At 37.9% G+C, this 25310-nt stretch carries 24 protein-coding genes and 1 tRNA gene; 11 read left to right on the forward strand and 14 right to left on the reverse strand.

Annotated elements, in window-relative coordinates; translation table 11 throughout:
• Entirely contained in the window at positions 1 to 495 is a 495-nt protein-coding gene (locus GR929_RS13320; RefSeq protein ID WP_159520583.1) for a hypothetical protein, read from the reverse strand.
• A 762-nt stretch (positions 496 to 1257) separates the two neighbouring features.
• On the opposite strand from GR929_RS13320, the gene GR929_RS13325 reads away from it, so the two are divergent.
• A complete protein-coding gene (locus GR929_RS13325; RefSeq protein ID WP_159520584.1) occupies positions 1258 to 4059 on the forward strand; it encodes a M16 family metallopeptidase in 2802 nt (933 codons plus the stop codon).
• A 55-nt stretch (positions 4060 to 4114) separates the two neighbouring features.
• Here GR929_RS13325 and GR929_RS13330 read toward each other — a convergent pair whose 3' ends face one another.
• Complete coding sequence (locus GR929_RS13330) at positions 4115 to 4852, reverse strand: nucleotidyltransferase family protein (protein ID WP_159520586.1); 738 nt, start codon at positions 4850 to 4852, stop codon at positions 4115 to 4117.
• A 214-nt stretch (positions 4853 to 5066) separates the two neighbouring features.
• Here GR929_RS13330 and GR929_RS13335 point away from each other — a divergent pair, with 214 nt between their 5' ends.
• On the forward strand, positions 5067 to 5477 hold the full coding sequence (locus GR929_RS13335; protein WP_159520588.1) for a Spy/CpxP family protein refolding chaperone: 411 nt from the start codon (positions 5067 to 5069) through the stop codon (positions 5475 to 5477).
• Positions 5478 to 5547: 70 nt separating this feature from the next.
• Here GR929_RS13335 and ribH read toward each other — a convergent pair whose 3' ends face one another.
• Together ribH and GR929_RS13345 are read right to left on the reverse strand one after the other, a co-directional pair.
• Entirely contained in the window at positions 5548 to 6036 is a 489-nt protein-coding gene (ribH, locus tag GR929_RS13340; protein ID WP_159520590.1) for a 6,7-dimethyl-8-ribityllumazine synthase, read from the reverse strand.
• Between the two features lie 71 nt (positions 6037 to 6107).
• Positions 6108 to 6800, reverse strand: a complete 693-nt coding sequence (locus GR929_RS13345; RefSeq protein ID WP_159520592.1) for a tetratricopeptide repeat protein — start codon at positions 6798 to 6800, stop codon at positions 6108 to 6110.
• 246 nt (positions 6801 to 7046) lie between these two features.
• Here GR929_RS13345 and recF point away from each other — a divergent pair, with 246 nt between their 5' ends.
• Positions 7047 to 8156 (forward strand): DNA replication/repair protein RecF, encoded by a 1110-nt coding sequence (gene recF / locus GR929_RS13350; RefSeq protein WP_159520594.1) that lies wholly within the window; start codon positions 7047 to 7049, stop codon positions 8154 to 8156.
• Positions 8153 to 8443, forward strand: a complete 291-nt coding sequence (locus GR929_RS13355; RefSeq protein ID WP_159520596.1) for a DUF721 domain-containing protein — start codon at positions 8153 to 8155, stop codon at positions 8441 to 8443. The genes recF and GR929_RS13355 overlap by 4 nt, the downstream gene beginning before the upstream one ends.
• Here GR929_RS13355 and ndk read toward each other — a convergent pair.
• On the reverse strand, positions 8440 to 8865 hold the full coding sequence (gene ndk / locus GR929_RS13360; protein ID WP_159520598.1) for a nucleoside-diphosphate kinase: 426 nt from the start codon (positions 8863 to 8865) through the stop codon (positions 8440 to 8442). The two genes, GR929_RS13355 and ndk, sit on opposite strands and share 4 nt — an antisense overlap.
• A gap of 115 nt (positions 8866 to 8980) precedes the next feature.
• On the opposite strand from ndk, the gene GR929_RS13365 reads away from it, so the two are divergent.
• The 4 genes from GR929_RS13365 to GR929_RS21795 all read left to right on the forward strand — a co-directional run bounded on the left by GR929_RS13365 (position 8981) and on the right by GR929_RS21795 (position 12253).
• Entirely contained in the window at positions 8981 to 10015 is a 1035-nt protein-coding gene (locus GR929_RS13365) for a DHH family phosphoesterase (RefSeq protein ID WP_159520600.1), read from the forward strand.
• 2 nt (positions 10016 to 10017) lie between these two features.
• Complete coding sequence (locus tag GR929_RS13370) at positions 10018 to 10533, forward strand: FKBP-type peptidyl-prolyl cis-trans isomerase (RefSeq protein WP_159520601.1); 516 nt, start codon at positions 10018 to 10020, stop codon at positions 10531 to 10533.
• Between the two features lie 110 nt (positions 10534 to 10643).
• Positions 10644 to 11150: an FKBP-type peptidyl-prolyl cis-trans isomerase gene (locus GR929_RS13375; protein ID WP_159520602.1), complete on the forward strand. Its 507-nt coding sequence runs from the start codon at positions 10644 to 10646 to the stop codon at positions 11148 to 11150.
• 38 nt (positions 11151 to 11188) lie between these two features.
• Positions 11189 to 12253 carry a septation protein IspZ gene (locus GR929_RS21795; protein WP_201301010.1) on the forward strand — a complete coding sequence of 355 codons (1065 nt, stop codon included), beginning with the start codon at positions 11189 to 11191 and terminating at the stop codon, positions 12251 to 12253.
• Positions 12254 to 12273: 20 nt separating this feature from the next.
• Here GR929_RS21795 and GR929_RS13385 read toward each other — a convergent pair whose 3' ends face one another.
• Complete coding sequence (locus tag GR929_RS13385; RefSeq protein WP_159520603.1) at positions 12274 to 12975, reverse strand: SAM-dependent methyltransferase; 702 nt, start codon at positions 12973 to 12975, stop codon at positions 12274 to 12276.
• 79 nt (positions 12976 to 13054) lie between these two features.
• Between GR929_RS13385 and GR929_RS13390 the strand changes: the two genes are divergently transcribed.
• The gene (locus tag GR929_RS13390; RefSeq protein WP_159520604.1) at positions 13055 to 13834 is read left to right on the forward strand and encodes an MBL fold metallo-hydrolase; all 780 of its coding nucleotides are present in this window, start codon (positions 13055 to 13057) and stop codon (positions 13832 to 13834) included.
• Between the two features lie 13 nt (positions 13835 to 13847).
• Here GR929_RS13390 and GR929_RS13395 read toward each other — a convergent pair whose 3' ends face one another.
• Positions 13848 to 15011, reverse strand: a complete 1164-nt coding sequence (locus GR929_RS13395) for an MFS transporter (protein ID WP_159520605.1) — start codon at positions 15009 to 15011, stop codon at positions 13848 to 13850.
• 194 nt (positions 15012 to 15205) lie between these two features.
• On the opposite strand from GR929_RS13395, the gene asnA reads away from it, so the two are divergent.
• The gene (gene asnA, locus GR929_RS13400; protein WP_159520606.1) at positions 15206 to 16240 is read left to right on the forward strand and encodes an aspartate--ammonia ligase; all 1035 of its coding nucleotides are present in this window, start codon (positions 15206 to 15208) and stop codon (positions 16238 to 16240) included.
• Between the two features lie 88 nt (positions 16241 to 16328).
• Positions 16329 to 16405 (forward strand) — tRNA-Arg (locus GR929_RS13405).
• 628 nt (positions 16406 to 17033) lie between these two features.
• On the opposite strand, the gene GR929_RS13410 is transcribed toward GR929_RS13405, so the two are convergent.
• The 7 genes from GR929_RS13410 to GR929_RS13440 form a co-directional block, all read right to left on the reverse strand.
• Positions 17034 to 18962 (reverse strand): ATP-dependent DNA helicase, encoded by a 1929-nt coding sequence (locus tag GR929_RS13410; protein WP_159520607.1) that lies wholly within the window; start codon positions 18960 to 18962, stop codon positions 17034 to 17036.
• A gap of 845 nt (positions 18963 to 19807) precedes the next feature.
• Complete coding sequence (locus GR929_RS13415) at positions 19808 to 20962, reverse strand: hypothetical protein (protein ID WP_159520608.1); 1155 nt, start codon at positions 20960 to 20962, stop codon at positions 19808 to 19810.
• A 339-nt stretch (positions 20963 to 21301) separates the two neighbouring features.
• Positions 21302 to 21910, reverse strand: coding sequence for a superinfection exclusion B family protein (locus tag GR929_RS13420; protein ID WP_159520610.1), 609 nt, complete (start codon positions 21908 to 21910; stop codon positions 21302 to 21304).
• 356 nt (positions 21911 to 22266) lie between these two features.
• The gene (locus GR929_RS13425; RefSeq protein ID WP_159520612.1) at positions 22267 to 22809 is read right to left on the reverse strand and encodes a tyrosine-type recombinase/integrase; all 543 of its coding nucleotides are present in this window, start codon (positions 22807 to 22809) and stop codon (positions 22267 to 22269) included.
• A 177-nt stretch (positions 22810 to 22986) separates the two neighbouring features.
• Positions 22987 to 23745, reverse strand: a complete 759-nt coding sequence (locus GR929_RS13430; protein WP_159520614.1) for a hypothetical protein — start codon at positions 23743 to 23745, stop codon at positions 22987 to 22989.
• A 93-nt stretch (positions 23746 to 23838) separates the two neighbouring features.
• A complete protein-coding gene (locus GR929_RS13435) occupies positions 23839 to 24519 on the reverse strand; it encodes a DUF4332 domain-containing protein (protein WP_159520616.1) in 681 nt (226 codons plus the stop codon).
• Positions 24520 to 24551: 32 nt separating this feature from the next.
• A complete protein-coding gene (locus GR929_RS13440) occupies positions 24552 to 25304 on the reverse strand; it encodes an alpha/beta fold hydrolase (RefSeq protein WP_159520618.1) in 753 nt (250 codons plus the stop codon).
• Positions 25305 to 25310: the final 6 nt, after the last annotated feature.

Genomic DNA, 25310 nt, shown 5'->3' on the forward strand with positions numbered 1-25310 from the left:
TTAATTTTTATCGTTTTTCAAAAATTCTTTAAGTTCCCTGAACTCCGTTTTTATTTCATCTTCCAGCTCCTCGAGATTTTCACTGGTTTTGTCAGTCCACCTTTCCAGCTTGTTTTTCAACTCATTGCTTTTAATACGCACCGAATCGTACCGGCTTCTATAATCATCACTCGTTTCAAAATTATTGTTAGCTAAATGAGCGTTTATACTATCCATGTCAGCATTAAACCGATCCAATTCCTGATTTAACTTCCCATTAAAATCAGGATCATTTTCATCCAAACTATTCAGGCGCATGCGCACCCTTTCCATTTCACTCTGCGTTCTACCACGGATCTCATCATGGCGGGCATTGTTAATACCCATAACTTCCATTGAATCAATCCCACTACTTTTTTCATTACGATTATTCTTTGCCGACTGATTGCACGAAACTGAAAATCCGGCCATCAACAAGGACACTAAAGCCAGTTTAAAAATCTTTATTGTATTCATGTTTATGTATTCAATTTGTTTCTAATTTATAGCGATTAAAACTAATCTGTTAAACCATTACTGCATAAGCTATTCCACCGTTTTTTCAATCACATCAATGAACCTTTATCTTTTGGGTGGTTGAAAATCATCTTATCATTTGCCAAAACTGGTGCCAAACCCATCAATAAGCTAACTATCAAAACATTATAAGACATTGATTGTAGACTTCGCACCTCATTAGTGTGGAATTTTTATAATAATACCACGTTTTACAGCAACGCCCAACGACATTCATTTACCAATTTTTCGTTAGCTTTTTCTCAATTATTTAGCGTGACCTTAGCAAATTGAATAAGCAGAAATACTTAAAAGAGAGGATGTGTCACACATTCTTTTCAGTTTATTATTAAATGCCCGCGCCTAGTGTTCATTGGGAAAACCACAGTCAAATTATTGAGGTTAGCATTAGAATTAGTCACCACTTTTTCAAGGAAACGAATTCAAAAAAAACTAATATACAAGGAGTTCAGCTCTACGCCTACCCTCTTCTCCTTCTCTGAGCCATCAAAATATAAAAACAATAGGCTTTTATATTTTCAACTGGATTTGTGCCCCAGATAGAAATTCGATCAATAATTTATAATTTCAAAGTGTAATTTACGGCAGAGCTTAATACTTATTCTTTGAAGACGAACGAATTCAACAACCTTGACATTTGCTATGATAACTAATTGTATTTTCGTAATCAAGAGCATCTATTTTCAAAATAAATAATAAGAAATGAGAAGATTAAAAAGCATTTTACTACTGTTTATAACACTACCAGTGTTGGCTCAGTCCGAGTTTAAATTGACAGATCAAGTACCACTTGATCCGAATGTAAAAACAGGAGTCCTCGAGAATGGGATGACCTACTACATTCGTCACAACGAAGAGCCCAAGGATCGAGCTAGCTTTTATATGATCCAAAATGTGGGAGCTCTTTTGGAAAATGATGACCAAAATGGTCTGGCGCATTTTTTAGAGCACATGGCTTTCAATGGCACTGAGAACTTCGAAGGAAAAGGCATTTTAAACACCTTACAAAACCATGGCGTTGCTTTTGGGCGTAATATTAATGCCTACACAGCTTTTAATCAAACGGTTTATAACTTGAGTGAGGTGCCAACAACTCATGATGGATTAGTTGACACCTGCTTGCTTATTCTTCATGATTGGTCAAATTATTTATTACTGACTGAAGAAGAAATTGATGCCGAAAGAGGCGTGATAACCGAAGAATGGCGAACGCGGAGGAATGCAAGCTTCAGACTTCGGAATCAGTGGTTTCCTGTTTTATTTAAAGGATCGAAATGGGCTGTACGCGATATAATTGGAGACACAACTGTTATTCGCTATCATGAGCCTAGTACGTTAAGAGATTTTTATCATGATTGGTACAGAACCGATTTGCAAGCTATTGCGATTGTGGGAGACATCGATGTAGAAGTGGTTGAGCAAAAAGTGAAAGAGATTTTCTCTCCAATACCAGCTGTAAAAGATGCCAAAGAGCGTCCAACATTCAAGATTCCATCACACGATGAAACTTATTTTGTAGTTGCAACAGATGAAGAAGCGACTCAATCCAGTATTTCTGTTTTTATTCTTGAAGAAAATAACGATGGGAAGCCAAAAGCCTACGAAGACTTAAAGAATCACTACATTCAAAGCCTTTACAATTCGATGACCGACATGCGTATTCAGGAGCTGTTGCAAAAAGGGGAGCCGCCTTTTATAATGGGATCAACTACTATGTCAGGCTTTGTGCGGGGGTACGATGCCTACAGTATTACGGCAACAGCCAACCCAAATAATGAAGCAAAAGCGCTGGAGGCCATTATGACCGAAACCGAGCGTATCAAACGTTACGGGTTTGCTGAAAGTGAGTTGGAGCGAGCCAAAACCAACTTTTTAACCGAACTGGAAAGCCACTACAAACAGAAAGATAAGATTAGTAATGATAGTTACGCACGCGAGTACGCCGAGTATTATTTGACAATGACTCCGGCTCCGGGGATTGATGTTGAGTATGAATTTGCCAACCAGATACTTCCAACGATAACGGCTGAAGAGGTTTCACAAAAAGCCAAAGAGTGGATAAAAGACGATAACAGAACCATTGTTATAACAGGTCCAACCGATGCCGAACACTTAACAGAAGCTGAAGCAAAAAGCATTATTACAAAAGTCGAATCAATGGAGATTGAGCCTTATGTTGATGCTGCTGGCGATGCTTCGCTTATCGACGAAGACTTGACGGGTTCTGCAATTGTCAATACCAGGAAACTAGATGCTTTTGATGCCGTTGAATGGACACTGGCAAATAATGTAAAGGTCATTTTCCGCCATGCAGATTATGAAAAAGATGCCGTTTCTCTCGTGGCATACAGTGATGGAGGAACTTCGAAAGTTGAAAATGACATGGTGCCTTCAGCAGGAATGGCACAGACTTTTGTTAGTGCTTATGGGGTTGGAGATTTTGATGCAATCACCTTGCAAAAAATGCTAACAGGTAAAAAGGTTGAAGTATCACCAACTTTCTCCTCATTGACGGAAGGATTTAATGGTTCAAGTACTCCAAAGGATTTTGAAACAATGCTACAACTCGTTTATTTGTACTTCGAAAAACCGCGGTTTGATGAAGAAGCGCATAATGCATTGATGTCTCGTTATGTGGCCTACATCTCGAACATGGCTAAAAATCCGCAGAAAATCATGCAGGATTCTTTGACCTATATTTTGTCAGACTATCATCCACGCGTAAGAACAATGGATCCTGACTATTTGACTGATGTAGATTTTAAAGAAATCGAATCGATTTATAAAGATCGTATTCAGGATGCGGGAGATTTCACCTTCTTTATTGTCGGTAATATTGATCAGGAAGTTGTGAAGGAATTGGCAACGAAATACCTCGGATCATTAACCGATAATGATCGTGAAGAAAACTGGGTTGATCGTGGCGTTAGAGCTCCGGAAGGAAAAACTGATAAAGTTATTCCGATTGCTTTTGAAACTCCCAAAGCCAATGTAAATGTGACCTATGTAAATGATATTGAATACAATCAGGAAAACATTCTGGCGATGAAGGTTCTGAAAGGCATTCTAGATTTACGTTATACCGAGTCGGTGCGTGAAGATGAAGGTGGAACTTATGGCGTTCGTGTTGGAAGTGGATTGAGCCAATATCCGGTTGAGCGAGCTCAAGTTAAAATCATGTTTGATTGTGATCCAAGCAGAACAGAAAAGCTCAAATCGTTGATCTATCAGGAAATCAACAAAATTATTGAAGAAGGCCCAACGGATGTGGACTTTAACAAAACCGTTTCAAATTTATTGAAAGATCGCCAGCAGTCTTTAGAGCATAATAGTTTCTGGATGAATTCATTATACAACTACTATTATTCTGGTATCAACTCGGCAGATCCCGCTAATTACGAAGAGCTACTGAATGAAATGACCAAACAAGATATTCAAAAGTTTGCTGCTTCTTTCTTCGAAGGAGCAGATTTGATTGATGTGGTTTTCAAACCCAAAGAATAGTTTATTAACGCATTAGATATTGAATGGCGAAGTACCGATGTACTTCGCCATTTTTTTATTCTAAATCCAGCTGTTTGACCAGCTGTTCGGCTTCGTTCATTTGTTCATACTTACCTAGATCCATCCATATTGATTGGTCGTCAACAAATGCTTTAATCGAGTTCGATTTTGCCAGACGCAAGTATAAATCGATAATTGAAAACTTACCCTTCTCTTCGATGAGGTTCAATAATTCGGGCTGAATAATCTGAATACCACTAAAAGCATAAGGGGTTGATTGTTCAAACTCATCAGGCTTCGAGATCTTTGTTTCACCCGTGTTGTAGTTCTTCCATCCTGTTAGTTGTCGATTGTCGTCGAAAAGCAAATAACGCGAGGTGTCACGCTTGCGAACAACCAAAGTTGCAAGTGTCTTTTCTCGCTGATGGTAAGATCGTAGTTCTCGAAAAGAAAGGTTTGTCAGTACATCAACGTTCAGTAATAAAACAGGCTGTTTTTTATCAAACAACGGAGCAGCTTTTAAAACTCCTCCACCGGTATCTAAAAGCATCTCGCTTTCATCTGAAACCTGGATGTCTAAACCTGAAAAAGTCCATTCCTGAAGTAAAGCGATAACTTGTTCAGAAAAATGATGAACATTGATAATGATTTTTTGAATTCCATGCTTTTGCAAATTCACGATGCATCGTTCGAGCAGAGTTTTCCCATTAATTTTCACCAGTGCTTTGGGCCTGTCGTTCGTAAGTGGCTGAAGCCGTGTTCCTAGTCCGGCTGCAAAAATCATTGCTTGCATAGTTCTTTCTTTTGGGTAAAAATAGTGGAATCTTTCATGAAAGGAAATGGAGTGATTAAACGAAATGAGCTTTTGAGAGTCAATAAAACTAAACATTTAAAAATATCCCAATGAAACGAACATGAAATTTAATCTGCGATATTTCACAAACAAGCATAATTAAATTTCATCGAGAGTTCCATGTAATACCTTATAAATAAACAATTTTAATCACATGAAAAGAATACAATTATTGGTTGTTTTATTGATTACCGTTGTCGGATTTAGCTATGCACAGCCAGGACAGGGTCAACGTAGGAGTCCTGAAGAAATGGAAAAGAGAATGGTGGAGCAACTTGGGCTTGATGAAGCTCAACAAGACAAGCTGCACGAGATCAATAAAAAGTATCAGGCGAAATCGGAAAAAATGCGTGAGGAAATGAAAAATGCTGCTGACGAGGACGCTCGCAAGGCTTTATTTCCTAAAATGCGCGAAACGATGAAAAACAGAAATGTCGAAATCCGAAGTATGCTGAATGCGGAGCAAGCTGAAAAGTTTGATGAAATGCAGAAACAACAAGAAGAGCGAATGAAGAAAAGACGTTCGCCCGATCAACGAGGAGGCAATGTTAGACCCGGAAAATAGAATAGTCGAATAGGGGTTTAGTTTTAGTTAGTAGAAAAAAGAAAAGGGGATTTGGTTAATCCCCTTTTTTTTATGCTTTCATTTCTTTCTGAAGTGCAATCATCTTGATTGCTGTAATTGCTGCTTCGTCGCCTTTGTTGCCTAATTTGCCGCCGGCACGATCCAAAGCCTGCTGTTCGTTGTTGGTGGTTAAAACCCCAAAAATAAAGGGCTTATTGTATTTCAGGTTCAAATCAGTTGTTCCAGCAGTTACGCCATCGCAAATAAAATCGAAATGACGAGTGTCTCCCTGAATAACACAACCAATCAGTATGATTGCATCCACATCGCTGTACTCAGCAAAAAATTGCCCCCCCAGTGGAAGCTCAAAAGTTCCCGGCACATGCTTTATCTGGATGTCATCGTCTTCAACATCATGCTTCTTTAAAGTGTCAATAGCTCCCTGTGCGAGAGCGCCTGTAATTTCATAATTCCACTCAGCGACTACAATTCCAACTTTATAACCTTTTGCCGAAGGAACAGATTCGATGTCGTATGCTGATAAATTTTTTGTTGCCATACCTTTAATTTTTCTACAAAAATAAAAAATCCCCTGCGATGAGGGGATTTTCAGAAATATATTAATTGAAATTATTTATTCTGCTTAATTTCTACGCGAGCGATGTATTTTGCAACGCTTCGTCCTTCATTTGACGTTGGGTACTCTTCCTTTATAGTTTGATAAATCTCTAACGCATCGTCCAAATTCCCTTCTTCTTCCAATAAGTTAGCCGCTTTCATCATGTAAATAGGCGTGGTGAATTCGTTTTCTGAAGCTTTGTATGCATTTTTATAGGCCGACAGCGCTTTGTCGGATTCTCCAAGTTCGAGATAGGCATCGCCCTTTGCTCCTTCGGTAACCGGAACTAACAACAGATCATCCGTATCAAACTCGTTCAAATAATCCAACGCTGCTTCATATTCTCCTAATTTCAAATACGAGATTCCGGTGTAATAATTAGACAGATTTCCAGCATCGGTCATTCCGTAGTCTTCTATAATATCCAGGAATCCGAGATAATTGCCATCTCCATTAATCGCCAGATTAAAAGAATCTTTTTCAAAATACTGCTCTGCCATGAACATTTGCTCTTGAGCGTCCAGTTCACGAGGCTGAATATATAATTTTGTAAAACCAAGGTAAGCGACTACAATTGCGACAATTACTCCAACAACAATTACTAGAATTTTTTGGTTGTCTTCAATGATTTGCTCCGTTTTTGTCAACGTACTTTCAACTTCTGAAAAGCTGTCTTGCTCTCTGGTGTCCTTATTTTTTGCCATCTTTTAAATAGATTATTCCAATTTCGTGACGCAAAAATATGTTTTTTTATAAAATAAAGAGCAGGAAAGGTTTATAAAATTTAATATTAATCAACATGTCGCTGTTATTATCGTTTCCAAAACCAATGAATTTCATATTCAGGCACGAATACTGGAGTAATGAATTATTTTTTTCAACAGTAAACGAAATGCCTCCTGCTTCATTTTTTATTTTCTTAGTTTTGTTTAGCCTAAAGAATTTTCTTCATGTATATTAAAAATCTATCGCTGGTTAATTTTAAAAATTTCGAGGAAGCCGATCTGAAGTTTTCCGCAAATCTGAATTGTTTTATCGGTAATAATGGAGCCGGAAAAACAAATTTGATGGATGCGATTTTTTATTTATCGTTTTGCAAGAGTTTTATCAGCTCCATTGATGGGCTGAATATTATGCATGATCAGGATTTTTTTGTCATTCACGGTAGGTACCATCGACTGGAGAATGAAGAAAATATCTATTGTGGACTGAAGCGGGGGCAAAAGAAACATTTCAAACGAAATAAGAAAGAGTACAAAAAATTATCGGAGCATATCGGTTTGCTTCCGCTGATTATTGTCACGCCATCAGATATGAATCTGATCTTAGGAGGCAGTGATGAACGCAGGCGTTTTCTTGATTCAATTATTTCGCAGTATGATCAGGTTTATCTTGATAATTTGATTCGTTACAACAGGGCATTATTACAGCGTAATAAACTATTGAAACAGTTTGCTGCCGACCGCTTTTATAGCGAAGAAAGCCTTGAGGTATGGAGTGACCAAATGGTTCATTACGGAAAACTGATTCATGAAAAAAGGGTTGAATATTTGCAAAAATTACAGCCCATATTTCAGCACTATTATGAGTTGATTTCTTCAGGGAAAGAACGAATTGAGATGGTACACGAATCGAAACTTTACGACCACGACTTTGCCGAGCTGTTAAAAGAGTCGATACCTAAAGACCGCCTATTACAATATACTTCGGTTGGAATTCATAAGGATGATATTCTTTTCAATTTAGGAGATTATCCCATTAAGAAGATTGGATCACAAGGGCAAAAGAAAACCTATTTGGTCGCTCTAAAGCTCGCTCAGTTTGATTTTATCAAGGATTTATCGGGAATGACCCCTATCCTTCTATTAGATGATATTTTTGATAAACTGGATAAATACCGGGTAGAGCAAATTGTGAAATTAGTGGCCGACGATCATTTTGGACAGATATTTATAACCGATACCAATCGGGAGCATTTAGATCAGATGATTGAGGAGATCGAAGCTGATTTTAAAATTTTTCAGGTGAACGACGGAACAGTAAACGAGGTAACAAAATGAGACGAAGCAATACACAAAAACTGAGTGACATATTAAAGGATTATATCGAGGAAAACAGACTTGGAAAAAAACTGACAGAAGTTGACTTGATTGCTTCGTGGGAAAAAGTGGTTGGACCGATGATTGCCAAATACACGGAGTCGTTGCGAATTAACAACGGAACCTTGTTTGTAAAAAGCAGTTCTCCGGCTTTGCGAAGTGAGTTGGTAATGATGAAAGAGCAATTAAAAGCCCGCTTGAATGAACAAGCGGGCGAAGATATAATCAAAGAGATTATTTTTCGTTAAATTGAAAATCGTTCAACTCGGGAAAAGAAAAAATCACTTTCCTTAATTGCATTTTCATCGCTATCTGATCCATGAATAGCATTGTGGGTTTTCGATTCCGCAAATATTTTGCGAATCGTACCTTCTTCGGCCTCTAAAGGATCTGTTGCTCCGATTAAAGCACGGAAATCTTCAACAGCATTTTCTTTTTCAAGAATAGCTACAACGATTGGTGCAGAGCTCATAAATTTCACTAAATCTTTATAGAACGGCCTGTCTTTATGTACCGCATAAAAAGCACCTGCTTGTTCTTTTTTTAACTTGGTGTACTTTAAAGCTTTAATAACAAATCCTGCTTCATTAACTTTTGCCAGGATTGGCCCAATCAGGTTTCGTTCAACGGCACCTGGTTTGATGATGGTAAGAGTTCGTTTTCCAGCCATTTTGTGTAATTTGTGTTAGGTTTGATAAATCAAACGAAAATAGAAAATTAATTAACTAAAATTAAATACCGGGTGCATTATTTTTATATTTGTAGCCGGTTAAAATATTTGAATTTTGAAAGAACTGAAATTAGATTTAATAAACGCTTTTAAGGAGCTCATTGTTGAGCCCAATCAACGTGTTGTTATTTTACCTCATGTAAACCCTGATGGAGATGCAATCGGGTCAGCTTTAGGAATGGCACACATCTTAAAAACCTCCGGGTTACAGGTAAATGTTGTTTGTGTTAATGAATATGCTGATTTTTTTAAGTGGATGGACGATCAGGAATCAGTTACTTTTTATTCGTCTGATCCCAAAAAGGTCGAGCAGCTTTTGGACGATTCAGACCTGTTAATTTGCCTGGACTTCAATCATCTTTCAAGAACCGGAAAGATGAAAGAATTGATTGAGAACTATTCAAAATCAACGGTACTGATTGATCACCATCCGTACCCACAGGATTTTGCTGATATTATCATCTCTCACCCGGAATGCTCATCAACAGCAGAGTTGGTCTTTCACGTTATCAGGGCACTCGATTTTGAACAATACATGAATAAGAGTGCGGCCGAATGCCTTTTTTGTGGTATAATGACCGATACCGGATCGTTTGATTACAATGTTTCTGATCCGCAAACGTTTCAGACTGTAGGAGAATTGCTAAAATTTGGCATTGATCAGGATTATATTCATAGCCAGGTGTTTGATAATTATTCTGCCGATCGCATGCGGCTACTGGGATATTGCCTGAACGAGTGTATGGAGGTTTTCCCGGAACACCATGCAGCAGTTATTTATTTGACCAAGGAAACGCAAGCTAAATTTAACTTTGTAAAAGGAGACAGCGAAGGCTTTGTGAATTATCCCTTGTCGATTCGTGGAATCCATTTTAGCACCCTTTTTTCAGAAAAGGATGGAATGGTAAAAGCGTCTTTTAGATCAAAGGGCGAATTTGCTGTTAATGAGTTTGCCTCCGAAAATTTTAATGGAGGAGGACATTGCAACGCAGCCGGAGGGGAGATTTATGCATCATTAACCGAAACCCTTGATAAATACAGGAAACTGCTTCCGGTTTATCAGGAAAAATTAGTTAAAACAAAATCGTAATAATGAAAAAAATGAAGTTCTTAAAATTTTTATTGCTCGCTGTTATTGTTGTAAGTGCATACTCATGCTTTAATGATGATCCTATTGTTGACCCGATTAATTATACTGCAGCTCGCGAAGATGCATTGCTTGGTGAGTATTTAGACACGTTGATGGACAGAGGATATGATATAGACACGACTGACCTGGGTGTTTATTATTCAATTACGAAAGAAGGAGAAGGAGATTTCGTTCAAACAGGTGATTCTATTGGGGTCAACTACCAAGGATTTAGACCTGATAACGGAAGGATTTTTGATGCATCAGCGTATCATTATGCTGATAGTATTTGGAAATTTACGTTCACTCCAGGCGGATTGATTGCTGGATTCGATGATGCTTTAATGCATTTGAATAAAGGAGCTGAAGGGATATTTGTTATTCCCTCTGATTATGCTTACGGTTCAAGAGGTAATAACTCAATTCCACCATTCACCACATTAGCATTTGTTATAAAGTTAGAAGATATTTACGAATAAAACAGATCGGAATTTTATATGAAACAAGCTCGATAAATAGGTTTCAATCCAAGAAGTTATTATCAAGCAAGTGACATATGAAACCTTTTTAAACAAACAATTATAATCATATGAAAAAGTTGTTTTTCTTTTTTGCTCTTTTGGGTTGTGCCTTGGTTGCAGCCGTTTCATGTAAGGATAGTGGTCTTGATTTAGATAAGTTAAGAGCAGAAGAACTGGCTAGGCTCAATGAGTACATTGAGGCTAACGGAATTACGACAGAGCCCACCGAGTCGGGCTTGTACTATATCGAGCATGTAGAAGGAACAGGTGATTCTTTAATAAAAGTCGGTGATCGTGTAAAGATTTTTTATTCAGGAATGACTATTGATAGTGCCTATTCTGCAGGTTCAACAGGCGACTTTGAACCTTATGATGTTATTGTTGGAAGCTCCGACGTGATTACTGGCCTCAGTGAGGGGCTTACCCACATGAGGCAAGGGGGTGAGGCTACTTTAATTATTCCTTCAAATTTAGCATATGGAGCCACAACATCTTCTGGACTTCCCCGCTTTTCAACCTTAATATTTGATGTGGAGGTTTATAAGCATTATAGATTAGATAATACTTCAAACTAAATAATTTTGAAACCCGCTTTTGCGGGTTTTATTTTTAGATGCAAAACCAACGAATAGAACTTCTAAAGAAGTTACTACCGGGCTTTATCCCTTTATTTGCTTTTATAGTCATTGACGAAGTTTGGGGAACGAAAGCCGGGGTAATTGCCGCCTTGATCATTGGTATAATTGAAATGGCTTGGATTGGAGTGAAGGAAAAACGCTTTGATCGCTTTGTTCTTTTTGATACGCTACTGTTGATCGCTTTGGGAGGAATTTCAATTCTCCTGGACAACGATATTTTTTTCAAATTAAAGCCTGCACTGATAGAACTTATCCTTTGCGCCGTTTTAGCCTTATCTGCCTTTTCAAAGGTTAATGTCGTTGAACTGATGAGCCGCCGATACATGAAGGATATGGAAATATCGGAAGTCCAAATGAATAAAATGCGGCAGAGTTTAAGGCTGATGTTTTTTGTTTTTATGGCGCATACAGCTTTCGTTTTTTATGCGGTGTTTTACATGTCAAACGAGGCATGGGCATTTATAAGTGGTGGTTTGTTTTATATCTTGTTTGGGGTGGTGGTATTTATTATTGAATTTGCAAAGCAGAAAAGAAAACAGAAACAGCTTTCAACCGAAGAACAGCTACCCATAGTCGACGAACAGGGGAAAGTGCTTGGCAAAGCTCCACGTTCGGTATGTCACAATGGCGAAAAATTGCTTCATCCCGTTGTGCATTTGCATGTATTGAACCGCAAAGGTGATATTTACTTGCAGAAACGCCCCATTGATAAGCTGGTGCAACCCGGAAAATGGGATACGGCCGTTGGTGGACATATCTCGTTTGGGGAGGACTTGCAAACTGCCTTAAAGCGCGAAGCCTGGGAAGAGATTGGGTTAAAAGAATTCTCAGCAAAACTAATCAAACAATACATTTGGGAATCCGAATTGGAACGCGAGTTGGTTTATGTGTTTGTCACCAACGATTTTAAAGGAATCCATCTTCATTCGGATGAAGTAACAGAGGGCCGATTTTGGACAGAAAAGCAGCTTGCAAATAGTTTAGGAAAAAGCATTTTCACCCCAAATTTCGAACACGAATTTAAGTTGTTCTTTCGTTGAAACTCACTTCAAAAAGAAACTTATTTCCCCAAAATAAAGATTGCCGGTCGTTTCTGGATGTCTGGTTTCGACTTCTTCCAGTTCGAAATACTTTGCGTTTTAATGAATTCAGTTTTCAGGGTTAAATCACAGGCCACGCATAACTTCGTTTGCGGCTGGCAGTTTTGCAGCAAGTCATCGAGTAGCTGTAAATTGCGATAAGGAGCCTCAATAAAAAGCTGGCTTTGGTTTTCACTGTAAATTCTACTTTCGAGGTGCTTAATTTGTGTAGCCTTTTCTCCCTTTTTGATGGGCAGGTAGCCGTTGAATGCAAAATTCTGTCCGTTCATTCCCGAGGCCATCATAGCTAATAAAATGGATGATGGTCCAACAAGTGGAACTACGCGGACACTTTGTTCATGGGCAATTCGAACAACCTCGGCTCCAGGATCAGCAACACCGGGGCATCCGGCTTCCGACATAATCCCTACTGGCAAGTTTTGGGTTACGGGGTCTAAATACGAGTGGAGTTGATTCTTATTGGTATGTTTATTCAATTCGTAAAACTGAAGAGAATCAATGTCAATATTCCGATCCACTTTTTTAAGAAAACGACGTGCCGTACGAATATTTTCTACAATAAAATGAGAGATTGAAAGAATGATTTTCTTGTGATTTTCCGGAATAACGGTATTCAGTTCACTATCGCCCAAAGTAATTGGGATGAGATACAAGCTTGCCATAGTTCAAATTTTCTTCAAAATTAATTAATTTACACACCCCACATAAGAAAATCTATTTTTTGTAGTTTTGCCCAAGTACATGGAGAAAGCATTGAATTTAAAAATCGAATTTTTAGGAACAGGGACTTCGCAGGGAGTTCCGGTGGTAGCATGCGATTGTGCGATATGCCAATCGACTAATGCCAGAGATAAACGCCTGAGGTCGGCACTTTTTATTGAGACTGACGGCCAGAAAATTGTGATTGATGCAGGGCCTGACTTTCGACAGCAAATGTTGCGAATTGGATTGAAGAAGATGGATGCTATCTTAATTACCCACGAGCATACCGATCATATTTTTGGTTTGGATGACATCCGGGCTTTTAATTGGGTGCAAAAACATCCGACTGATATTTATGCCGAGCAGCGGGTTCAAAACTCCATCAAGCGGGTTTTCGATTACGTGTTCGAAAAAAATAAGTATCCGGGGATTCCGCAAATGAATCTACATTTGGTTAACAACAAACCATTCAAAGTGAATTCGATTGATGTAATTCCAATTCGCGGCTATCATCATAAACTCCCGGTGTTTGGTTTCCGGATTGGTAAAATGGCTTACCTCACCGATATTAATCGAATTGAAGACGAAGAGAAGCAAAAACTCCGCGATTTGGATGTGCTGGTGGTTAATGCGCTTCGAATTGAAAAGCACATTTCTCACTTCAATTTAGAAGAGGCATTGGAGCTGATTGAAGAAGTAAAACCAAAACAAGCCTACCTGACACATATTTCGCACTTGATGGGGCTTCATGAGGACGTGGAGAAACAACTGCCTGCCAATGTGCACCTGGCCTACGATGGGTTAAAGCTGAGTATATGAATCGTTTCCGGCATTACTTTTTAAGAAGAGGAAGTGCAACAATTAGTGTAACAATCAAATAGCTTATTCCGGCACAAAACAAGGCGGTTGATAAGTTGAACTGATCGGTTAAATACCCCAGTGCGGGACCAATTACAGCAAAGTTGATACGGATTACAAAATTTCGAATTGATAAGATGGTAGCCCTCACTTCGGACTGAGTATAGCCATTAATATAGTTTTTAAGGATCGGATGTGCAATGCCCCTAATGAGGTAAAAGAAGAACAGGATTGATAATCCGGCCAGACTGACTTGCCAAGCTGAAAGTAAATATCCAAGTGACAATCCGATGATAATTAACAGCAGTGATTTTCGCTGTCCTAATTTGCTTTCTACTTTATACGATATCATGGATGAAAGCCCAACCGAAAGGTTCAGTAAAGTCCACATCGTACCAAATAGCGGAAGTGGTAAATTTATTGCTTTAAAATAGGGTTGAACAAACCACGCAAAGGTCAGCGATGCAGTTCCGGTAAATGAAGAAACCAGCAATGCTGACCGTAATTCGCGGTGTTGAAAAGTTTGACGAATAGTTTTTAGAATGCTACTGAAATTTTTAGCGATTGCTTTAACTTGTGTTTGAGGTTCTGTTAAAAGAAACGCTGCCGGAATGGCAACTGACGCCACAGCGAATTGAAAATAAAAGGGCATCCGTAAGCTGAGGGTGGCTAACAATCCGCCACTAACTCCGGCAATGGCTTCAGCAAAGTTCCCTGACGAAGTAATCCATCCTTCCTGTTTCATGTATTCGCCCTCTCGTTTCGAAACCTTTAGGGTGTCATAAAGCATGGCTGTATCTGCTCCCGAAACAAAGCTGTGCCCAATACCTAAAACGATTTCAGCAATGGCAAAAGCCCAAAATCCAAACGAAAAACTATACATTGCAAACCCTGCCGATCCTAACAGTGCTCCCAGAATCAAGGTCTTTTTACGTCCCCAAACATCAGCCAGATAACCCGATGGAATTTCCATGGCCACAATAGCAACCGAATAAATGGATTTGAGCCAGAAAATTTCTTGCATGCTCAATCCATTCTCCTGGTAAAAAATGACCACAACAGGCATCACCAAGTTGAACCACTTAGAGAATTTAATCAGGTAAAGGTTGACAATATTTGGATGTCTAAACAGATTCATGACGCAGCAAAAATAACAACTTTACCGGTGAACAATCAGAATTGGTGAGTGAATCTCGAAAAGGCTATATCTCTTTCGAATTTTCAATTTAAAGATCTGTTTTTTATTAAACTGAAAGATTCTTCCTAATTTTAGCACGAAGTAATTATTAATTGAATTCGTTGCTGTCGACTGACAGTTCTAATTTGTACACTATGAAATTATATTTTCCAGAAAACTACAAGTCTCATCTGGACTTAAAACAGACAGAAAAGGCCATCAAGTTAGTGAAGGATTTTTTCCAGCAAGATCTGTCTTCCGAGCTGAAGTTGAGTCGAATTACCGCTCCTCTTTTTGTTATGAAAGGAACTGGTATTAATGATGATTTAAATGGAATAGAGCGTCCGGTTACTTTCCCCGTAAAAGAATTAAATGATCAGGTTGCCGAAGTTGTTCATTCATTGGCCAAGTGGAAGCGAATGACATTGGCTGATTTAGATGTTGACCAGGGCTATGGGATTTACACCGACATGAACGCCATTCGCCCGGATGAAGAGCTGACCAACATCCACTCATTATACGTTGATCAATGGGATTGGGAACGTGTGATCTCGGATGAAGAAAGGAATCTGGATTTTTTGAAAAAGGTAGTCCGTAAAATTTATACCGTCTTGTTGCGAACCGAGTTTTTTGTCTATGAGCATTATCCTCAAATCAAGCCGATATTGCCGGAAGAAATTACGTTTATCCATGCCGAAGATCTGGAAGCCGAGTATCCTACGCTTACATCCAAAGAGCGCGAAAATGAGATAGCTGAGAAATACGGAGCCGTATTCATTATCGGAATTGGAGGCTCACTGCCCGGTGGCGAAAAGCATGATGGGCGCGCCCCTGACTACGATGACTGGTCGACGGAAACAAAAGCCGGATATAAGGGCTTGAATGGCGATATTGTTATCTGGAACCCCACCCTGCAGAGCTCGTTCGAAATATCTTCCATGGGAATTCGAGTAGACAAGGAGGCGCTGCTGCACCAGCTAAAGTTGACTGGAAACGAGGATCGGAAAGACTTACTATGGCACAAACGTTTGCTGAATAATGAATTTCCGCTCTCAATTGGAGGAGGAATAGGGCAGTCTCGTATTTGCATGTATTTCCTTCGGAAAGCACATATCGGTGAAATTCAGTCGAGTATCTGGCCCAACGAAATGTACGAGCAGTGCCGAAAACACAACATTCATCTTGTTTAAAACAAGCTGCACGCTATAAGGAGTAAAAAGTGCTTTGGGGTGATTGCTTTTTTTGATATTTTTATATCTTTGCAACCGCTTTAAGGATGCCTCGGTAGCTCAGTTGGATAGAGCAACTGCCTTCTAAGCAGTAGGTCATGGGTTCGAATCCCGTCCGGGGTACCAGGAGAAATACCAAATAACATTAAAAGCGCTTAAATTCAATAATTTAAGCGCTTTTTTTTTCGCATAAATATCAAAAAAAGTGCTTTAAACACATCTAAAATGCGACAAAATCGAGACTTATGGCTAAACAGACTCGACAGGCATCGCTAAATTCCGTAACTCGATGATTCATTTCATTTTAATTGGTTTAATTTGGTTCGTTTTACTGTTTCAAAAGCGGCATTTATAGTGTATTCTTGACAGTGAGCGAGACCTAAATTGTTAAAATTTATGGATTATGGCAAATCAGCGGGCAGCCACAACACCTGTTTTTTTTTTGCACTCCCGGAAGTGCGGGAGAGCTCATGCAAGCTTGTAAGCTGTGCTAAGGCGAATGCTTGCAGCAAGTTTCAATAGTGTCGTTGCAAACGACAAACAGCGAACCCCTCGTCACCCCTCGTCACCGCTTCGCTCAAACAAGGGGCAGGCCGGAAATAAAAAACCCGACCATCGTGGTCAGGCAAAATAGCTTATTCCCAATCGGAAAACCCATAATACTTGTTTCGGCTATTAATCCCGGTTTACGTCAACACCGCGTTCAAGCTCTGCGCTGCGCGCGGCTCGAACGCTTAATTATTAGTGGCTGGCATTATTTTTTTCCAAGTAATTTCTGATGCCATTTTAAATTTCTTAATCTAATTATTTCATTCTCTTTATTCTTCAATATTTGCTCTAATTCTGAAATCGCCTTTTTCTGTTGACCAATAATTGAATCCTTATCATTAATTATCCTTTCCTGATTGTTCACTTTATCAATTAAATCATTTATTTCTCCTTTTTGTTGATTGGTCAGTCTTTCAAACTCTTGTACTCTGTCAAGTAATAATTTTATCGAATCGTTCTGTTGAGTTGTTTTTTCTGCATACTCAGAATTTTCCTTTTGCAATTCATTGTTTCTGCTTTCAATTTCCGTTTTGCACTGGACTAATTCCTCATATACTTCTCCTAGTCCCAGGTATTTGCTTTTAAATGAAGAAATCCTTGATGCAATCGTGATAAAATATTTTTTAAATCCACTGGTTTCAATGTCATTCCTGTATTTAATTGCTTGAGTAAAATTGTCATAAGCAGCATTGAAATCATATTTTTGAATTGCTTCTCTTGATTTTTTGTAATAGAAATCAGCTTTTCCAGCATTTAGTTCTTGAACTATCAATGTGCTTGGAGTTTCGTTTTGAGCAAAACTTAAAACTTTAGGGTCTGTTTTTATTGCATTGTTGTAGATTTTAGTCTTTAGTACCAATCCATTAAAAGTTGTGCAACGACTTAAAGCAACATAAACTTGACCTGATGCAAATGCAGCTCCTAAATCAGCTATTACTTTTTCAAATGTTAAACCTTGGCTTTTATGAACCGTAATTGCCCAAGCTAATTTGATTGGAAATTGAGTAAATGTTCCGATTATTTCTTCTTCAATTTTCTTTTCCTCTTTATTCCATTTATATCGAATATTTTCCCACTCCTGTTTTTCAACTGTTATTTCATTTCCTTCAGAAAACTCAACAATTATCGTGTTATTTTCTATTGATTTAATTTTAGCAATCTTTCCATTAAAGTATCTTTTGGCTCTGTCATTTTTGATGAATATAATCTGTGCGCCTTGCTTTAATTGTAAGATTCTTTCAGTTGGCATTATGTTTTCAGGAAAAGTTCCTGTAACTGTCGCTTCAAATAATTTTAACTCCGTTTCTAATTCTGCTAATTTCGTAAGGTTGGTGCTGTCAACTATTTTATTATGAGTTGCAAGAGTAATATAGTTGGAACCATTTTCAGGTGAGAAGGTTGGATTAAACTTTGAGTTTAGTATCCCTAATTCATTTGCAGTAACTTGGTTTACACGAACTCTATTTAATAGGTCTATGAATTCTTGCTCATTTTGCCGATATATTTTCTTTAACTCAATATAAACAGGCTTATTATTCTCAATTACTTTTGAGCCAAAGAAAAACTCTGTTGAGTAAAATTCTTTAAGTATATTCCATTCGTCAGTTCGTGCGATAGGTGCTAACTGGAAAGTATCTCCAATTAAAATTACTTGCACACCTCCAAATGGCTCATTCTCCTTTTTCCTGAAAACACGAAGCAATTTATCGACAACATCAATTAAATCACACCTTACCATTGAAATTTCATCAATTATTAGAAGTTCCATACCTCTAATAATCCCTATTTTTTCTTTGAAATACTTGAAATGGTCGAATATGGTACTACGGTCAGGGTCATTCAAATCAGGTTTTGTTCTCAATCTTTTATCATTTGGAACATAAACGCTTGGTCTAATTTGAAAAAAAGAATGAATTGTCTGTCCTCCTGCGTTTACTGCCGCTACACCTGTCGGAGCAAGGATTACAGTGTTTTTTGTGGTTGTCTCTCTTAGATACTTTAAAAATGTAGTTTTTCCAGTACCTGCTTTACCAGTTAAATAAACAAGTCTATCCGTATGCTTTACAAAGTCAGAAGCATAATTGAATTCAACATTTGTTTCGTCTAATTCTATGTTATCAATTATTATCGGCATAGTTTATTTTTTGCACTGTCGTTCATTTTGCTTGCCGCTAACGGTCACTTGATCGAGTAGGCAAGGGGAATTTCACCCCAAGCCTCTCTCAGAACCGGACTTGACAGTCTCCCGTCATCCGGCTCTTCTAATATAGTTAATTCTATGAAGCTCATCCCCTTTCAGGTTGGCAAGAGATTCAACTATATTAGCTAACCCCTTCGCTCCACTCCCATTACAGAAGCTTCAGCACTACTACGAGTTAGTCTGCCCCAGTACATTGCATCGCTATTCGGCCTCCAGGTTGTGCCTGTTGTGCCTTTCGCTTAACATCAATGTGACTGGTTCCCGAGTTCCGTAACTGAGCCCAAATATAGTTCCTGCCCTCTGTAAGACGCCAGCCGCTTAGCCAGTAAACAGGTGACCGCTAAGCTCATCACTCCGTCACATACTCCGTAGCTTTTGACTGGATATGGCCACTTCTCGACTCCTCTTCAAGGGTTCACTTGCGTTCAGCTCCTATATTCACACCTGATATAATCGTGCTATATCTTTTCCTAAACGCTCAGCACCATGCCTCTTAAACACAGCACCTTTAGGTGGTTTGATGCCTCCTCCTGTAAGGCGACACCAGTGTCCAGTTGCTCGTTTGCAACTTCCACCATCTCAATTACAGCATGCAATGAACTTTATTTTGCCGATTCATCGCTTCTCGGCACACTATGAGGTCGTGGCGGTCAGACGAGAGTCTGAGTGTCCGACCGAGACTGAGGTTGGGGCGAGATTCGACTTGTCGAATCCGCACGAACCCAGCCATGACTTATACCACGTGTTAGCGTTTCGTGTTTTTAATTTTTTCATTATTGTCAACTCTCCATAAATTCTTCAAGAGTTTTGATGTTTTTATTTACGGTTTTCATATCCATAATTTTAGAGCCAATTTCAACCGCTTGTCTGTAAAATGGCAAAATAATTTTTGGAAAATTTTTCTGCTTAAATCCATTTGTTTCTGCAATCATCTTTTTGAAACGAACATCGCCAAATTTTACAAGTAAATGAGTTGCTCTATATATTTCATCAGGATTATTCCTTTCAACTATTTTATCAACTAAGTTTTGAAATTCTAAATCACTTCTTGTGATATCTTCTTTAGTTTCATATCTGGTAAGCGAGTCCTGAATTTCAATAGTCTCAACATTAGCAAAATCTATACGGCAATTATGCCCCGCCCACATTTGATATTTTTCATCATACCAAACTCCTGAATCGTGCCATGCCCCAAAAAGTTGAACTGCATTTTTAATACGAAATCCTTTTAATCCATCTTCTGAACCTAAAATAATTGCTTTGCAAGGGTTGGGGAAAAGTGCATCAACTTCTTTGTCTGCTTGATAAGCAGAAAAACTTTCGATATATAATTTTTTAAATGCATCAAAAAATTGAATTACGTTCTCAACTTTTGGATATAAAAACTCTGTGACATTAAAATGAGTATGACCAACACCTCCGATAAATACTGGTTCAGAGTCGTGAAGAATGTAATCTTCATCACTCAATGAGTAAGCTGAATGAAAAAAAGTATTTCGAATTTCTTTAAAATGGTTTTCATCAAAAAAGGAAATGATGTTTTGCTTGCCTGCATCTTCTAATAATTCGAGCAAAAAATCCTTTTTTTCGCCAATACCTAATAACCGTTCATATTTTCTGGTTTTCCAAAATAGGTAAGAAGAACCTTTGTATCCCAACTTAATTTTACAAAGACTTCCGATTATGTTGTAAAAGTCACTATTCTCAAAGAACGTTGCATACAACAAACACCCGATTCTTGTTTTTTCTTTATGTGTTGTTGAATGATAAAGTTCTTTGTAAAAATCAATGGCATCAAACCATTCATGTAGGTTTGTCGAAAGTTCTTTAGTCCCGATTCCCCTATAGTTTATCAGAGTTTGAACAAATTCAAATTCGATTCTCGCCTTAGCTTCATCGAATAATGCGGTTAGTTCTTCTATCGTTTCTTTCATTAGTGCTTCTTTCGCTTAGGATTTCAACATGAACGCTAACGGTTTGGCTATGTGGAGTGCGGGACTTTGAAATACTTCACAGTCAGGCTGCCACTGAGCCAATTCGTTTATTCATATTTTAGTTTTTATAGCCAAATCGTCAAAGACGAATTGGCGTTGCCAGCTACGAAGAACTGCGGTTGAATTACCCGCTGTTCCCCGCATTACATATAGCTTTTGTTAGCGGTTCGGCTTTTATTTTAATATCTTAATTCCAAAAAACAATATTCTTTGTTATCCATTAAGTCTTCAGCAATCTGTTCCAATTCTTGTCTTGAAAATGAAAAATTACTCGCCATATCAATACACTGAGTTAAATAAATTATCCATTTTACTTTTCTGCTTTGCCCATTCCGGACGATTTTCAATTAAAAATTGTTCGTCCTCTTCAGTAAGGTTCTTAGGTAAATTTATCATTTCGTGGGTTAAATTCTTTGAGGCGATTTCCGTGATTGAATATGGGAAGTACGCACCATGAATATATGTAAAGCCAGTATTTGAAGCTTGGTATAGTATGTGCTTGTTAGTAAGCCCCGTTACAGTATCATCATCTATTGGTAGTTGTAACGTATTTTTTCCATTGATATAAAATTCTCTAAGTAAGGCTTTTTCATGAAAATTTAGGTTTTGTATCTCATTCAAGATTTTACGCTTAATCTTTCTGGAGAAGGTTTTTGAATTTATTAAGCGAGAAATGTAGCTTATTAACACAACTATAAGAAATCCTGATGTAACAATGAAAGTTATGCCAATATATTTGCCGTATTCTACTAAGAAGTCTGTCAGATTAAGTCTAGTTAGAAATCTTTCAGGTACAAAAAGAATTAAGGAGGAGCTTAACCATAAAACGAAGATAAGCTTAGTTGGTATTTTGTTGATGTCGAATAGTTTTAATAAGAATTTTTCCATAGTTGTTTAGTTTTTTCAAGCTGACCGCTAACGTTCTAGTATTTTATCCATCGTATAAATGCGATGTTAAATGTATGAATAATCATTCATATTATTAGTAGGTTGTGAACGGAAGGTTCAAATGATGGATAAAATATAGTTGGGCTATTCCCCGTCGACGCTCTATGGGCTTGTCGGTTCCTGCATTCTTCTTTTTGCCTTTTTATAAGCATCTGTCTCTGTTCATCCTGCCGACGATTTGGTTATTGATGGCTTTTTTTCGTGGTATCCGGGCATAGTATTCCCGATGTCCTTGGATCGGGTAGGTGTATAAATTATTGTTTCACTGGGTCAAAGAACGTTTGTGGGTTGATAGTTTATGACGAGTTATTAATCGGATAAGCCCGAAAATAAACTTCGAGCAGCTGTAAAACAGAGGCTGGCAAGGGAACCTCACGCTGCTTATTACCTTTGCCGGTAATCCGAATCACTCTTCGCTTGCGATCAATGTTGCGTGGTCGTATGCTCAGCAGCTCGCTACGACGAAGTCCAGTAGCGTAAGCCAGGTTCAACAAGGTTTTGTGTTTCAGGTTACGCGAAGAGTTGCATAAGCTGATGGCTTCATCTTCCGAAAGAAGCTCGGGAAGCTTTTTCTCCCTGCGCGGACGTTTGATTTCAATACTTTGGTATTGCCGCCCAAGTACATCTTGTTGCAAGATTTTCCAGGCACTGATGTTCTGGTTAATCCGGCTAACCGAGCAATGTTCCTTGACAATTAAATGGTGGAGATAAGTTTTAAACTGAGTGGTGCTGATTCTTCCCGGTGGCAGGCTGAAATGGCGGGATACCTGCCCCACCGAGCAAATGTAACAGCGGATGGTTCGTTCACTATTGTTGCGGATACGCATCTCGCGTTCCATCAACTCACGAATGCTTTTTTTTCATAACTAAAAATTTAAGGATTGGAAAAAAAGGTAAGCTATTTTCAGCAGAATGTAAAGCTGCCCCGCATCGCGGGGTTTAGTTCAACTATGTTTTATATATTAATTAATTTAAGCCAGCTACCTTATTGCAGTAATAAGTGAGGCAATAATTAATCAGTTATCACTTTCAAAAATCTCTGTCAGTGCTTTTTTAAGCTCTTTTGCATGGTCAAATCCCATCATTATAAATATTTTATTATTGCATTCAAATTTCTCTTTTAATAGTTGCATCATATAGATATTCCTATATGCTGAAACTTTTTCATAGATTTCATTAATCCTGTTTTTTGAAAAATACAGATATTTTTTAGCTTCAAAATTTTTCCAGTTATTGTTATTTAAATTTGCAATATTGGTATAAGGCTCCAGGAGAACCGATAACTGTGTAATAGTTATGGGCGTTGCTGAATACTTCAATGTTTTATTAGTATTGTTAACAAAATCCACAGCCATTTCTTCAAAATTAATATTTGCCTTTTGGCGCTGCCATTGTACCATTTGCCTGATTACAAACATGGCTAATATCTCATCTTTAGTGCATGAATTCAAAACATAACTAAAGATGCAGGAATCGGTAGGTTCAGTACTTTGAATAGCAATATTACTTGCCTGTGCCAAGTAAGCCACAAACGCACTCTCTCCGTGCCTAATTGCTTCCAGACTATCGTTTGGGGCTGATGCATTTCCTTCAACCAAAACCATATCCGGGTTAAACTTTGAAAATTCAACACTAATATCATAAAACATTGGATTTGAAGGATCAACTCCATGTATGCCATTAAACCAAAATAACTCTTTATTACCTGATACTAAATGTAAATGTTCTCCTCCTACACGCCTATAAATTCTACGTTCTGCATTGCAAGCCAACATGCAAATCAAGATTATGCACAGCAGTATTTTATTGCGGCTCAACATTATTATCTATTTCTGTTGCGAGATATGTTAAATCAAATAGCTTCACATTCAGCATTCATAATCGATTTCTAATGACACATCTTTCGCTGCTTCAACACAAAGTTTTATATCGTGTAATCCAATATGAGCCTTGTAAAGCTTTCTTTCTTCATTCAGAAGCTTTACATCATGATACAGCTTTTCAAAATCAGCGTTTGCAACCTTTGCAACAGTATCGTATCCTGCCTCATATAACACAAAAGCAAAAGTGTGATTAACCCATCGTATTCTTGATAGGTCAGTTAACTTTGTAATTCTTAGTAACTCAACTTCATCAATTCCAGTTTGTTTGCTTATTTCATCCCTTTTTTGCTTAGTTGTCACTTTTTCAAATAGCTGCACTGTGTTTTTTATTTGAATTCCTTCTAATTTCACCACATCAGTTTCAGATACTCCCGGGAAATCGCTTATTTTATTAGGTTTTGGTTGGTAGCTTTTAATTTCACGAACCAAAACAGTTAGATATTCTTCTTCTAATCCACTCTTTAGTGCGAAATTGTTTATGCTTTTCTTATTTTTTAAAGCCTTTAGTATTTCATCAACGTTTTTTATTCCCTCACGTTTTAACACTTCGAAATTAGAATCCAGATTATTCTTTAATATCATTCTGCCAGGTAGTAAATCAGCTGATTCCAGAATCTCTTTGTATTTACTTAAACTAATTTTGGTTAAATCAATATAGTATCCCATTCTCTATTCTTTTTATTTAATTTGAAATGATGCTAATTGTGGTTAATTTTCTGCTTAACAATTTCTAAAAACTCATTTTTATTCGAAATCATGGCAGGATGACTTCCTTTTTCAAACAGATAGATATCCAGCATTTCATTTTTCTTTTTTAAGTCGCTATAAATTTTATCCAGTTGATCGCAATATTCATCCTTCTTACTTCCGGTAATTAATGTCGGCACGTTGAGTTCTGAAATGCATTTATGAAAAAACGATTTGCACGTTTTATAAAACTCAATATTAACTAAAGTGTCAAGATCAACAACTTTTCCCCAATCGGATCCATGGCAATACCACCATATAACTTTTGCTAATAGTTTCTTCTTATCAGCTTCCCGATCTTTCTCAATTGTTTCAACATAGGATGTTAACGGGAATTCGCCCTCAAAGCTATCGGCTATTAAGCATTTTATACATTCCGGATGTTCTAAACCAAGGTTAAGAGCAACCAATGCACCCCCGCTTGTTCCGACAACCGAAACTTTTTCCAATTCCAATTCCTGTATTAGCGCATATGTTACTTCAGAATTATAATACCAGAAATCAGTTTCGAACTTTTCAACCCGGTCTGACATTCCGTGCCCCGGAAAATCGACAAGAATAACCTTGAAGTTTTTGGCATATTTTTTAATTACTGTACCAAACATTTTCGACGACATGGTGTTGCCATGCAGCAACATCAGAGGCTCTCCTTGCCCTGTTGTTTTATAATAAACCTTCTTATTTTCAAACTTAAAATTTGGCATAACTAC

This window comes from Sunxiuqinia indica, assembly GCF_009847015.1.
GTDB classification, from domain to species: Bacteria; Bacteroidota; Bacteroidia; order Bacteroidales; family Prolixibacteraceae; genus Sunxiuqinia; species Sunxiuqinia indica.

What these genes read in the sequence shown, in the direction of transcription:
- GR929_RS13335 (WP_159520588.1), top strand. Translation starts at nt 5,067, where the DNA reads ATGAAAAGAATACAATTATTGGTTGTTTTATTGATTACCGTTGTCGGA.
- GR929_RS21795 (WP_201301010.1), top strand. Translation starts at nt 11,189, where the DNA reads ATGCAAAACCAACGAATAGAACTTCTAAAGAAGTTACTACCGGGCTTT.
- GR929_RS13425 (WP_159520612.1), bottom strand. Translation starts at nt 22,809, where the DNA reads ATGGAACGCGAGATGCGTATCCGCAACAATAGTGAACGAACCATCCGC.
- GR929_RS13320 (WP_159520583.1), bottom strand. Translation starts at nt 495, where the DNA reads ATGAATACAATAAAGATTTTTAAACTGGCTTTAGTGTCCTTGTTGATG.
- GR929_RS13395 (WP_159520605.1), bottom strand. Translation starts at nt 15,011, where the DNA reads ATGAATCTGTTTAGACATCCAAATATTGTCAACCTTTACCTGATTAAA.
- GR929_RS13435 (WP_159520616.1), bottom strand. Translation starts at nt 24,519, where the DNA reads ATGGGATACTATATTGATTTAACCAAAATTAGTTTAAGTAAATACAAA.
- GR929_RS13390 (WP_159520604.1), top strand. Translation starts at nt 13,055, where the DNA reads ATGGAGAAAGCATTGAATTTAAAAATCGAATTTTTAGGAACAGGGACT.
- asnA (WP_159520606.1), top strand. Translation starts at nt 15,206, where the DNA reads ATGAAATTATATTTTCCAGAAAACTACAAGTCTCATCTGGACTTAAAA.
- recF (WP_159520594.1), top strand. Translation starts at nt 7,047, where the DNA reads ATGTATATTAAAAATCTATCGCTGGTTAATTTTAAAAATTTCGAGGAA.
- GR929_RS13325 (WP_159520584.1), top strand. Translation starts at nt 1,258, where the DNA reads ATGAGAAGATTAAAAAGCATTTTACTACTGTTTATAACACTACCAGTG.
- ndk (WP_159520598.1), bottom strand. Translation starts at nt 8,865, where the DNA reads ATGGCTGGAAAACGAACTCTTACCATCATCAAACCAGGTGCCGTTGAA.
- GR929_RS13355 (WP_159520596.1), top strand. Translation starts at nt 8,153, where the DNA reads ATGAGACGAAGCAATACACAAAAACTGAGTGACATATTAAAGGATTAT.
- GR929_RS13385 (WP_159520603.1), bottom strand. Translation starts at nt 12,975, where the DNA reads ATGGCAAGCTTGTATCTCATCCCAATTACTTTGGGCGATAGTGAACTG.
- ribH (WP_159520590.1), bottom strand. Translation starts at nt 6,036, where the DNA reads ATGGCAACAAAAAATTTATCAGCATACGACATCGAATCTGTTCCTTCG.
- GR929_RS13440 (WP_159520618.1), bottom strand. Translation starts at nt 25,304, where the DNA reads ATGCCAAATTTTAAGTTTGAAAATAAGAAGGTTTATTATAAAACAACA.
- GR929_RS13330 (WP_159520586.1), bottom strand. Translation starts at nt 4,852, where the DNA reads ATGCAAGCAATGATTTTTGCAGCCGGACTAGGAACACGGCTTCAGCCA.
- GR929_RS13420 (WP_159520610.1), bottom strand. Translation starts at nt 21,910, where the DNA reads ATGGAAAAATTCTTATTAAAACTATTCGACATCAACAAAATACCAACT.
- GR929_RS13375 (WP_159520602.1), top strand. Translation starts at nt 10,644, where the DNA reads ATGAAAAAGTTGTTTTTCTTTTTTGCTCTTTTGGGTTGTGCCTTGGTT.
- GR929_RS13415 (WP_159520608.1), bottom strand. Translation starts at nt 20,962, where the DNA reads ATGAAAGAAACGATAGAAGAACTAACCGCATTATTCGATGAAGCTAAG.
- GR929_RS13370 (WP_159520601.1), top strand. Translation starts at nt 10,018, where the DNA reads ATGAAAAAAATGAAGTTCTTAAAATTTTTATTGCTCGCTGTTATTGTT.
- GR929_RS13345 (WP_159520592.1), bottom strand. Translation starts at nt 6,800, where the DNA reads ATGGCAAAAAATAAGGACACCAGAGAGCAAGACAGCTTTTCAGAAGTT.
- GR929_RS13430 (WP_159520614.1), bottom strand. Translation starts at nt 23,745, where the DNA reads ATGTTGGCTTGCAATGCAGAACGTAGAATTTATAGGCGTGTAGGAGGA.
- GR929_RS13410 (WP_159520607.1), bottom strand. Translation starts at nt 18,962, where the DNA reads ATGCCGATAATAATTGATAACATAGAATTAGACGAAACAAATGTTGAA.